This is a genomic window from Cupriavidus basilensis (assembly GCF_029335485.1).
GTDB lineage: Bacteria > Pseudomonadota > Gammaproteobacteria > Burkholderiales > Burkholderiaceae > Cupriavidus > Cupriavidus basilensis_E.
In genome coordinates this window covers 1-10,708 of sequence record NZ_JARJLM010000050.1, presented here as the reverse complement: position 1 = coordinate 10,708, position 10,708 = coordinate 1, and the positions used below count along the sequence as shown (strand labels likewise).

The 10,708-nt window shown below is 64.3% G+C and carries 12 protein-coding genes; 6 read left to right on the top strand and 6 right to left on the bottom strand.

Annotated elements, in window-relative coordinates; translation table 11 throughout:
- Window positions 1-56: 56 nt before the first annotated feature.
- Entirely contained in the window at window positions 57-203 is a 147-nt protein-coding gene (locus P3W85_RS03205) for a hypothetical protein (protein ID WP_276263698.1), read from the bottom strand.
- A gap of 26 nt (window positions 204-229) precedes the next feature.
- On the opposite strand from P3W85_RS03205, the gene P3W85_RS45455 reads away from it, so the two are divergent.
- Window positions 230-787, top strand: coding sequence for a LysR substrate-binding domain-containing protein (locus tag P3W85_RS45455; protein ID WP_430869484.1), 558 nt, complete (start codon window positions 230-232; stop codon window positions 785-787).
- A gap of 151 nt (window positions 788-938) precedes the next feature.
- On the opposite strand, the gene P3W85_RS03200 is transcribed toward P3W85_RS45455, so the two are convergent.
- The 5 genes from P3W85_RS03200 to P3W85_RS03180 all read right to left on the bottom strand — a co-directional run bounded on the left by P3W85_RS03200 (window position 939) and on the right by P3W85_RS03180 (window position 6,104).
- On the bottom strand, window positions 939-2,147 hold the full coding sequence (locus tag P3W85_RS03200; protein ID WP_276263697.1) for a DUF1173 family protein: 1,209 nt from the start codon (window positions 2,145-2,147) through the stop codon (window positions 939-941).
- 13 nt (window positions 2,148-2,160) lie between these two features.
- Window positions 2,161-3,102: a site-specific integrase gene (locus tag P3W85_RS03195; RefSeq protein ID WP_276263696.1), complete on the bottom strand. Its 942-nt coding sequence runs from the start codon at window positions 3,100-3,102 to the stop codon at window positions 2,161-2,163.
- 249 nt (window positions 3,103-3,351) lie between these two features.
- Complete coding sequence (locus P3W85_RS03190) at window positions 3,352-4,236, bottom strand: LysR family transcriptional regulator (protein WP_276263695.1); 885 nt, start codon at window positions 4,234-4,236, stop codon at window positions 3,352-3,354.
- 355 nt (window positions 4,237-4,591) lie between these two features.
- A complete protein-coding gene (locus tag P3W85_RS45300; protein WP_346430229.1) occupies window positions 4,592-4,891 on the bottom strand; it encodes a helix-turn-helix transcriptional regulator in 300 nt (99 codons plus the stop codon).
- A gap of 424 nt (window positions 4,892-5,315) precedes the next feature.
- Complete coding sequence (locus tag P3W85_RS03180) at window positions 5,316-6,104, bottom strand: DUF1845 domain-containing protein (RefSeq protein WP_276263694.1); 789 nt, start codon at window positions 6,102-6,104, stop codon at window positions 5,316-5,318.
- Window positions 6,105-6,626: 522 nt separating this feature from the next.
- Here P3W85_RS03180 and P3W85_RS03175 point away from each other — a divergent pair.
- The 5 genes from P3W85_RS03175 to P3W85_RS03155 all read left to right on the top strand — a co-directional run bounded on the left by P3W85_RS03175 (window position 6,627) and on the right by P3W85_RS03155 (window position 10,526).
- Window positions 6,627-7,193, top strand: a complete 567-nt coding sequence (locus P3W85_RS03175) for a hypothetical protein (RefSeq protein WP_276263693.1) — start codon at window positions 6,627-6,629, stop codon at window positions 7,191-7,193.
- Window positions 7,194-7,254: 61 nt separating this feature from the next.
- Window positions 7,255-7,515, top strand: a complete 261-nt coding sequence (locus tag P3W85_RS03170) for a hypothetical protein (RefSeq protein WP_276263692.1) — start codon at window positions 7,255-7,257, stop codon at window positions 7,513-7,515.
- 10 nt (window positions 7,516-7,525) lie between these two features.
- Window positions 7,526-7,843, top strand: coding sequence for a hypothetical protein (locus P3W85_RS03165; RefSeq protein WP_276263691.1), 318 nt, complete (start codon window positions 7,526-7,528; stop codon window positions 7,841-7,843).
- Between the two features lie 72 nt (window positions 7,844-7,915).
- Window positions 7,916-9,529, top strand: coding sequence for an ATP-binding protein (locus P3W85_RS03160; protein WP_276263690.1), 1,614 nt, complete (start codon window positions 7,916-7,918; stop codon window positions 9,527-9,529).
- Complete coding sequence (locus tag P3W85_RS03155; protein WP_276263689.1) at window positions 9,516-10,526, top strand: DUF7146 domain-containing protein; 1,011 nt, start codon at window positions 9,516-9,518, stop codon at window positions 10,524-10,526. Before P3W85_RS03160 ends, P3W85_RS03155 begins: the two co-directional genes overlap by 14 nt.
- Window positions 10,527-10,708 lie beyond the last annotated feature (182 nt).

The following is a 10,708-nucleotide window of genomic DNA, read 5'->3' as shown; positions in this document are numbered from 1 at the left end:
CCCGCCAATTAAGCGTTTGCATGGATGAAGTCGATCGCCTTGCGCACGTGCCGGGGCTATGGCATGGCGTGCGGACCATCGATCATCAGGCAGTTGCGCCCTGCCCGCTCATGCCATCGGTGTGACGTCTCGTACTCCAAGCTGCCTTCGTCGAGCACCGCCAGCATGTAGCCGTCGAATTGCTCCTTGAAACGAAACTCCACGCCGGACTTCGTAAATAGACGATGAGTTGCTTGCAGATCACCCCGCGCTGAAGATCGCACTGGTTGCCGTGGATGACCCGATCGAGTTGCCCCACCCCCGCATCGATGTGGCGATCCAGCAGCAGCCACCGCCAGCGCAAGCCCGACTCGTCGTTCACGAAATCGCACGGGACCAGCGCGTACTGTGCGCCTCTCCGGCGTACCTGGAACAGCATGGTCGCCCCACGACACCCGCCGATCTGGCCCACCATCACTGGATCGCGTATGGAAACTCGCCCGCGCCAGACGCCGGTCGCACCCCCCAGACCAACTGGACCGTCCGCGTGAATTCCGGAGACACGGCGCTTGCCGCCGCCTTGGCGGGCGCGGGGATCGGCCCCAACCATCAAAGTGACGATGCGACGGCGAGCCACAGGACCCCGACCGCTCCTGCGGCACAGAGCAACCGGAGGCCGGCGGACAGGCTCAGCATGATGCGCGCGCCAAGCCGCCACCAAATCGGGGGCTCAATCCGACGAGATCGAATGTCGGAAGAATTGCCCAGGGACAGAAGCATCGTCCTGTCGTGTCGCGCCGGAAAGTGAAATTCGCAGCACGCCGAGCGTTGCGGCACCGGCCGTTGAAATAAATAATGATAATTAATTCTCATTATTTATGGAGACTACTCCCGCAAGCAGAGCGACTGACGATCCATGGGGCCTTCACCGTCCGGGATGAAACCGAGGGCGGCGCAACTTACCGGGCAGGGGCAAGCGACGGGAAGGCCGGCATGGACTCGTCCGGACGCCACACCCAGCCCGGAGGGACGCTCGCGGCGATCACCTTTTCCTTGATCGCCCGCTCCTTGGGATCCACGAAGGCGCTGAGCACGTGCAGAGGCACCGGTACGGGCCCCGCGTCCAGCAGGAGCACGTTGGGGAAATGCGAGGCGCTCCTGGCGTCGTAGCGCAGCGGCTTCACGAAACGACGCTGCTGTACCACCAGGGCCTGCAAGAGCGGAAGTTCATGCACACCGTCCACCGGGATCCATTGCTCGCTAGCGAGCATCAGGCTGGCCGAGTCGATTTCGTAGGTGTGTTCCCGGCGCGCCCGGATGAGGGCAGACAGCAGGATCCGGCATGGGCTGCAGGTGTCGGCATCGCGCGCCTCGAGAATTGGTGCAAAGACGCGCTGCATGCGTTCCCAGGTCTTCGAAGCCATCAAGAGGGGCGCATCCGGCATGTGGCGGACCCACAGACGATGTCCATAGGACGTCGGCTCGCAGGTCTTGTACTCCCCAATGAGCAAGGCCAGCGGGTTGTCGCCGTCGCGCCCCCACAGGAGAGAGAGTTTCTCCCGCCGGCGCCGGGCGGCTTCGAGCTTCGCGCCCTCATGAAACTGCTCGGGCACATAGAGCCGCTCCGCCAACGGCACGCGCTTGACGACAATTTCGCCGGCTGCCTCCAGCAGGTACTTCCGCAAGACCGCCTGATTGCGCCTCCCCTCCATGGCGGGCGCCCAGCGGTTGAAGCCGGCCCGTTCAAACAGGAAGTGCGTGACCGCGCGCAAGGACATATGCTGGCGAGGCCGTGTGACCTCCGCAGGCAACTCGAGCTCCCCTCTCGGCACCGCTCGCCCGGTCATCCGCGACCAGGGAAAATCCACCCGAAGTTCGATGTGCCCAGGTGCCGGCTCCAGCACCGCCTCCCCCAGCAACTCGCCCAAGCCCGAGAGGCTCCCCTCCGGCTCATACGACGAGCAAGTGGGATGATGCAAGCAACCCGTCCCTGGCATGCGCTTGACGACGAATTGCCGGTGGCGCGCCACATACATCTCGACGCCACCGGGAATGCACAGACAGCGGGGACGCTCGGGCGTATCGTGGATCGCGGCCAGGGCCTCCTGCAGACGCGTGTCTTCCGCGGCCAGGACCTGGCCCTTGATGGCGTAGCGTTGCGCGTCCACGGTGGCGTCCCGTTCAAATGAGATCCACCACCAGTTCGTCGAGCCCGGGCTGAGGCCGCGGGAACATCTCCCGGACGGCACTGCGCTCGCCGATCCCCAGAAGAAGGCCGACCTGGCCTTCGTCAGCGCCGCGGGCGTACAGGCGCGCCGCCACCGTGTGGCGCACGGCCATGGCGGACATCTGCTTGAAGCCCGCATAGCGGAACAGGCGGCGATAGGTTTCCAGGATGGGCCGGCACCGGAACCGCTGCCGGCCACCCTCCCCGTATGGCGTAATCTCGAAGCCCCGGCCCGAGGTCGAGAGGAAAAGCCGGCTGTGCGGATCGAGGCCGCGGAACGCGCCGTCGCGTCCCAGTCCCAGGCCCTGCGCCAAGCGCTCCGCCAGATAGCACTGAAAACACTCATCCAATCGACGGCTGGCGAAGTACAGCGGGCGGGCCCGACTCTTGATCGTCACGTCAGCGCGCCATTCGGAAACCCTTCGGACCTCGCCTGCCGCATTGAGATAGTCCCGCACCTCCAGGCGCGCGATCTCAAGCGGCCAGGCGCCAGTCGTGAAAAGGAGGTAGTACAACGATCCATCGTGCCAGGGCTGCCGGCTTCGGCGGAGGACGCGCTGCGCCCCCTGAAGAATCTCCTCGCCGGTCAACACACGTACCTTCTCCGGCTCAATGCAGTCCAACGGATCGTATGCATCGAGCGCGCTCAGGATGGCATGACGATGTTGTCGCAGACGACGCACGGCGGTTGCGCCATCCTCGTTTAAGCCCGGGATCCCGACGATCGCGCACAGCTTGGCCGCCACCGACTTGACACGCCGCTCGACGGCCGTGCGCGAGACGCCTCTCTCTGCGGCCACGGCCTGGTACGTGCCCCCTTCTAGCACTGCTTTCAGCATGGTGACCGACTGCGCAAGACTGGCGTCCTGCGATGTTTCCGATTGTTCTCCGTTCATGCCGTACCTCCTTGCGCAGTCTGGCTAACCAGGGCCCTATGCTCGGCCGGGCAAGACGCTCGATGCCAGCGGAAAGCGGCGGAAAGATCGGGGGATTTCGGCGTCGACTTGACGTGAACGTCGAGCCATCCACCCCTGCCGTTTCGACGGCGTCGGAGGTCTAGAGCAGGTGATACCGCTCCGGTCGACTCGGGTCAAACCAATGTGGGCAAGCGGCGTCCACCCCGTTTCGTCAGACCGGGGCGCCGCTCACACCATGCGGGCCATGCCGACAAAGCGCTGAATTGCCGGCGAGAGGTCATCGTCGCGATCGAGTTTGGTTAGTGCGAACGTCGTGATCCGCGCCCCACCGTTGGCCAGGGGAACCATAGCGACATCGGGGCGCTGCAACGTACTGGCATGTGCCGCATCTGCAAAACCCAAGCCATAGCCTGAGCCCACTTTGACGATCACCCCCGCCAAGGTGTCGGCGCGGTCAATCACGCGAACACGCTCCCCGTAGCGTTTGACGAGCGCATCGATCTGCTCGCTGAACCCGGGCTTGAAGCGCCGGCTGCACATCACCAAGGGGTGCCGGATCACTTCTGCCACGCGTAGCGTGCGTCGGGTCGCAAGGGGATGGCCTGACGGGACCACCACCACCACGGGCTCCTGCCAGCTAGGCTCGGCACTCACCCCACGCGGGGAACCGATCCCGAAAGAAAAGCCCACGTCCAGGTGTTCCGTGACCAGCGCCTCTTGCAAATGAGAAGAATGCAACTCACTGACCTGCAGCGGAATACTCGGCTCCGTCTCTCGCCATTGGGCGAACAGCGCGGACAAGCGGGGCTGGGCGAGACCATCGGCGATGCCGACACGCAGGGTCAGTTGAACGCCCCCGGCCAAGCGCACGGCACGCTTCGCACGTTCGAAATCGATCAGCAATTGCGTCGCATGCTCCTTCAGCGCCTCGCCGGCCGGGGTCAGGCGGGTCCCGTGCCGGGAACGAAAGAAGAGTTGCACGCCCAGAGACGCCTCGAGTTGAGTAAGGCTGCGTGACAGCGGCGACTCCTCGATGTGCGCGCGCTCCGCTGCCCGTCCCAAATGCAGCTCCTCGGCCATGGCCAGGAAGTAGCGAAGGCGACGCAGTTCCATGCGATGGCCTCACACTCGCGCGCCCGCTTCCACGCCATGGCGCAAAGCGCGATGGCATGGCACGATAATCGCAAGCGCCGCGGCAATGCGCATGGCCATCTCCCCTGTTGGCAGGATTCCCGATCGGGCGGGCGAGCAAACCGCATGCTCCGATCGGCTCTGCCATCACGGCCGCGCACCATGGCTCCCCGCTTCGCCCGGCAACCAGGGAACACGACACACCGCCACTGACATCGACGAATACGGCGAATCCGTCCGGGAAAACGACCGCAAAGCCGCCCCGAAGAACCGGGACACAAATGATAAGACAATATCATTGTCTCGTCTGCAGCATAAGTCGCTTGAGCGATCTCGATCAGTCCGCTTGCGCTTGCTCGAGGATCCATCGACGGATGTCCTCGGCACGCCAGACCGTGACACGCTCGGACAACTTCAGCGGCTTCGGGAAGGTCTGTGCCTGAATCCGCCGCCACAACGTGGACCGGGAGAACGGAATCAGGCGCAGCACTTGCGGCTGACGCAGAAAACCCGCCTCGGGCAAGGCGGGGGAAGCGGCCGTACCGCGATTTTCCGCAGGGATAGCGTGAGGGGAAACAGCAGACTTGAGGGTGCGCATGATCAGGCCTCGCTTGGCAATTGCCATAGAAGACGTCATGACCTGCTCAATCACAGCGGCGCTCGGTCAGGATGGCGCGGCTGCCAGGGAACGCGTGAACTCCACATCACACCGCCTGCGTCCCGGCTGGGCGGTGGGTCAAGTACGAACGAGGATGGCCGAAGACGCTTCAGCCCCAGGGAATGCCGGATTCAGCCCCAATTGCACGATGCGCGAAAACCGCACCAAGGGGATGTTGGACAAGGCAGGTAACGACTGCGACGCGCCCACATGAAGCGAATTGGACAATGGCCAATCCGGGCGAACCATCTCGACACTGTCTGGGATGACCTTACGGGGTTTCCGCAGACAGAAACAGATGCCTTAGCGCAATGCCGCGGGAATTCACCCGTCTATCGCAGACAAGAGTCGGTGGCCGGCAAATCTCGGCACGCGATGCAATGGACCGGCAGAAATGAATCGATCACGCAGCCGCTTGTGTGCTGGCCTCAGTGTTCTCTGCGGCTATCGTTATGGACTCTCGAAGTTCGGGGGCGGCGCCCTCTTCCACCGGACGATCGCTCACCTCGGGTCCTTGGCCTTCCAGCGCGTCTCCCGTCTGTGCGCCTGCTGCGGACCCGGCAGCATCCGCCCGGCTGCGTTCGGACTCGACCGCGTGAGCCTCCAACGCGTTCATCCTTCGCCGAAGTCCTGTCGCGAAATTGCGCGTGGCATTGGCCACATCCCGTACTAGTCGCTTCAGCCCGGCACGCTGTATGTCCACGGCCTGGGTGGTGATGACCTCGTGGATTTCCAAGGTCTGCAGCAGCGGCATCAACTGGTCGAGCTTGCCGATCAGTTCAAGGTAGCGCCGACCCGCGGAGGAGAGAACACCCACCTCGACCTCCAGAGGAACGGTATCGTAAGTCGCCGCACCCGTGATGCCGTGCGCCTTGAAGAGGGCCTCGGCGCCATCGAGGGCCTGGTTGAGCTTGTCGGCCACCGCGTCCATCTGGGCACGGATCGCCGCCTCGACCTTGGCGACGTCGTCATGGTCGAGGCGCGTGCGGGCGATCACCGAAATGAAGTGGGCATTGAGCTGGAGCGTGTTGAACAGACGCACGAACATGCGCTTTCCCTCGGCGCTGGTGAAGCATGTCTGCATCTTCAGGCTGGCGGCCTCGACCCTTCGGAAGTCCGCCTTGGATTCCTTGGCCAGGATGCGGGCGTTCACACCACCCAGGTCGTGCTTCACGATGTCGATCTCTGCCATGGTCGTTTCTCCTAGTGCCGGGCCCAGGCGACCAATGATCCCGAGCATTGCGCGCGTTTGCCATGCGAAACGACAGTCAATTGGGAGAGCTTTCGGCATCGGCGAGGCAATCACCGGATTGGGCCATTGACGTCCCCGCCCTCTCCGACTACCTTCACGACATGCAGCAGCTGGCCCTGCAATCCAAAATCGGCAAGCCCTGGAGTTTCTTCATCGTGGGTCCCCACGCCATAACGGGTGACCGCGCGTATTCGCATTGCGGCCATTAACGTCGGGGCCTCGACTCCGCCATGTCCTCGAAGCGGTTTTTCGAGGTAGGGGGTGTGCCTTCCCCTTCCCCCGAAAGACCTTCCCGATCGGTCACTGGCATACCGATCACAGTGCTTCGAGCACTTCTAAGCCAGTCCTGGAGTTCTTTCCCTGAGGGCCGTCCGCAGCCGCGGTTCGGCCCTTCGTCACCCCTGGGGGCATTCGCCCTCACGCGGGGCGCACGTTGCCTCCTCATCTTCATTGGAGTCAACGATGCTGAACACGAATCCCGTTCAGGTGGGCGCGCGCGCAGAGCTTTCTGCGCTCGTGCCGCCCCAAGTCCCCGACTACGCAGCACGGCGCTACGCCCAATCCCTCGCTCACGGCACCCTGCCGGTCGAACTCGACGACGAGGCCTCGCCCATCGAATGGAGCGAGGAGGACATCGTCCTGTTGCACTGGCGCCTGCTGCAGGAAGTCAAGCAGCTGGAGGATCCCGCGGCCCCATTGGAGGAGAAGTTCGACACGCTGCGCTGGGTCTTCACCGAGCGCGAGAAAGACGGTCGTCCCTTCTCCTTCGCCAGTTGCCTGCGTGTCGTCGGTTGCAGCCCGCTGTCGCCGATTCCTTACTGCGGTCTGGTCGATGCCGAGGAAGTGCGCGATCGAATTCGCCACCACCTCAAGACCTGGCTCAACGCCACGCTACAGCGCTATCCGGAATGGGTGCGCGAAGCGGTGATCCGCAATCCCGCGTGGATCGAAGCCCGCTTGGCCAAGAACCCGCAGTGGATCAACGAGCAGATCAAGCGCATGTCCGAGCAAGGCGATCTGTTTGCCTGAGCCCAACACAACCCGGGACCTGTCCGCCATGACGGGGAGGCCCATCCCACAAGGAATTCTCATGATCACACTCAAGGAGTCCCTGTGCCTGTTGGCGATCTTCGTCGCCTACGGTGTCGCAGGACGGCTCGACTATGAAGACGCGGTTCTGCTGGAACAGCTCCAGAAAGAACGGCAGCAAGCCGACTGTCACGCGATATCGGCCTACGACGCCGAACCGCCGCGAGCGGCCGCAGGCGATCGGCCCTTTGCATCGATCGACCCATGCGCCGGCCGAAGCCCGGACCTTGCCGAAGCCGCCATCTCATCACGAGAACGCTGAGGAGATCCCTATGCAAACACGCGAACACGCGGGCTCGAACAGGCCCGCTCTGATGACCGTGCAGGCGGCGCAGGATATCGAGTTCCTGGTCAAGGAAAGCGAAGTTCTCACCGGCAGGCCAGGTCGCATCTTCGTCGTCGCTGGCGCCGACCGGCTGCGCTATCGGGTGCATTGGCATCCGGTCGGCCTCAAGGTCGAACGCCTCGATGACATGGGCAGCACCCTGAGCAGCCAGCACCTGCTGCCTTGGGAGTTCCTCGAGCACACCCTGATCGAGGCGGCCGCGGCCGGCCAGTTGTACACCCCACCGATCGGCCGCCTCGGCTGATCTTTCATTTCCCCCCTTGGCGGGCCTGTCCCGCCGAGGGAGGGGTTCCGCCTGCACTGAATGGAGCATGCCATGCAGATCCAGGTACGAATCAATGAAGACGGCGCGCTGCGCAATCAGCGCCATGCCTTCACGAACCGCTTCACGCTCGTGTCCGAGCTGTTGCAAAATGCGCGGCGCGCCGGCGCCGCCCGCATCGAGATCTTTCACGATGCCGAGGCCCAGCGCCTGTGCGTGCACGACGACGGGCGCGGCATCGACGACTTCCAGAAGCTGCTGAGCTTCCACGAATCTGGGTGGGACGGCGGCGTCGTCGCCCAGGAGCATCCCTTCGGCGTCGGTTTTTTCAAATGCCTGTACGCAGCGAGTCGCTGCATCGTGGCATCGGGTGGCCGGCGCGTCGACATCGATACGGCCGCCGCGCTGAACAAAGCGCTGGTCGAGGTCGAACCGTGCGCGGAGTCCGTCGCTGGAACACGCGTCGAACTGCTCGGCGTCGACCTTCCCGATCTGGCGCAGCGCATCGAGTCGCTGTGCAGCGGATTTCCGGTGTGCGTGGTATTCAATGGCAAGGTCCTGCTGCGGCGTTTCGCCGAAGCGAACCTCGCGACCATGCCGAGCACGATCGGAACGGTTCACCTCCATGGCACCCGCGACGGAAAGGCCACCCATGACACGATGGTCTTCCTGCAAGGATTCTGCGTCATGCGACCGACCTACTGCCCGGATGACAAGGTGAACATCGTCCATCTGGACCCGGGCCAGTTCATGGCCCGCCTGCCCGACCGCGACCAGCTCATCGACGAAGACGTGCAAAAGAAGCGCATCGACGCCGAGCTCAAGGCCTGCTGGCGACGCACGCTCGAAATCGCCAAGACGCGGTTGCCGGCCGAGCGCTTCGTGGAGATCTACTACGGCGCCCTGCGTGCCTGGGGACATCACGACCTGCTCAACGACCTCGACGTGCTGCCCACCGAGTTGTTCGACGCCATCGTCGGCTACCCGATCCAGGACGACAGCGTAACCCGGGAGTATGTCGAGGAAGTCGCCGCCGCGCCGACGCGTCAGGCCATCGAGACCGGCGAAATCAGTCTCGTCAGTCTCGACTGGCAGAACGAGGACAACGCGGCGCGCTGGATGCTGGCGCGCGCCAAGGGCTTCCTCCTCTTCGACTGGCTCGGGATTCACGCCAGCCACTGGGCTGCGACCCGCGTTCGCCACCTCGACGTAGAGCCGGTGCGCGTGGAAGCCATCACCGTGCAGCTGCGTGTGGAGTTCGAGGGCCGCTGGGTATGGCCGACCGTGATCCTGTGCGAAGCCGTGCGCATCCGCGTCGGCAATGACGACGTCGAGATCACCGACGCGGGCGTCTACCACGACGGGGTCTTGTACATCCCGCCCGGGGAAACGTCCGGCGAACCGGTGCGCCAGGCTTCGAGCTTCGTCGATGAGAACGAGCAGTTCCTGCAGGGCGACCTGGATGCGGACCGCGATGCGCTGGCGGACCTGGTGCGCCGACTGCGCTGTACGGATGCCGTGCAGACGCTGGATGCGCTGCTCTGCGAGCTGCGCCTGGGCAAGTACCCCCTGCTGCACGGCAAGACCTTCGAGGTCACCGTCGGAACAGGCGGGATGCCGGGCCACACGGTGACGTTGATCGAGGGAGGCGGCCATGCAGGATCGTGAGTATGCAGCCCGCGTGGATGCCGTGAAGCAGCGTGCCCATGGCCGATGGACGGAGATCCTGGGCGCACTGGGCGTGGACGAGCGCATTCTCAAGCGCCGCAACCTGCCCTGCCCACTGTGCGGCGGCACCGACCGGTTCCAGTACACGGACAAGTTCGGCGAAGGCAACTACCACTGCCGCTCCTGCGGCCCGGGGGGTGGTTTCAAGCTGCTGCAGGCCATGCGGGGCATCGACTTCAACACCGCCTTGCGGGAAGTCGAGCGCTGCCTGGGAATCCTGCCGTCCGTCGCGACGGCGCGACCCACCGAGCCATCGGCGCAGCGGATGAAGAAGCTGGCCCAGCGCATCTGGAGCGAGGCCCAGCCGATCAAACCCGGCGACGAGGTCGATCGCTACCTGAGCAGCCGCGGCCTGGCGCTGCCGGCCTACCCGAAAGTGCTGCGCTACCACCCGGCTTTGGGCTACTACCAAAAGGATGCCAGCGGCAAGTCGCGCAAGGTGGCGGAGTATCCCGCGATACTGGCTTGCATCCAGGGCGCGGACGGCCACGCGGTCACGCTGCACAGGACCTATCTGCAGGACGGCGCGAAGCTGGCCGTGGAAGATGCCAAGAAGGTGCTCTCGGCCGGTATCAACGGCGCCGCGGTTCGCCTGTTCGAGGCAACCGAAGAACTGGCGATCAGCGAGGGCATCGAGAAGAGCATTGCCGTGCACCTGGCGACCGGTAAGCCGGTCTGGGCCGGGCTCAACGCCGGCAACCTCGAGAAGCTCTGGATACCCGACTCGGTGCGCAAGGTGTGCATCTATTCGGACAACGATGCCGACGGCGATTTTGCCGGCCAGGCCTTCGCGTTCGCGCTGGCCCGCCGGCTCAAGCGCGAAGAGAAGCGCACCGGGCCGCGCGAGGTGCGCGTCTTCGTGCCCAGGCAGCCCGGCGTGGATTGGAGCGATGTCTGGCTCCAGCGCCTGAACGCCGTGTCGGCGCGGGCGGCTTGAGCCCTTGGGTTGCGGTCCTCCGTAGGGAGGACTGCAACCGCCTTTTCAGTGCCCCTGCGCAACTCGGTGGCAGCGAAAAGGCACTTTGCGTTCCCCACTGGTAGCTGTCATACCAGGCGATGCCCTCCGGCATCGCAAAGACAGCCCTGGAATTTCCGCGCGATTCACCTCGCGCTTCATCT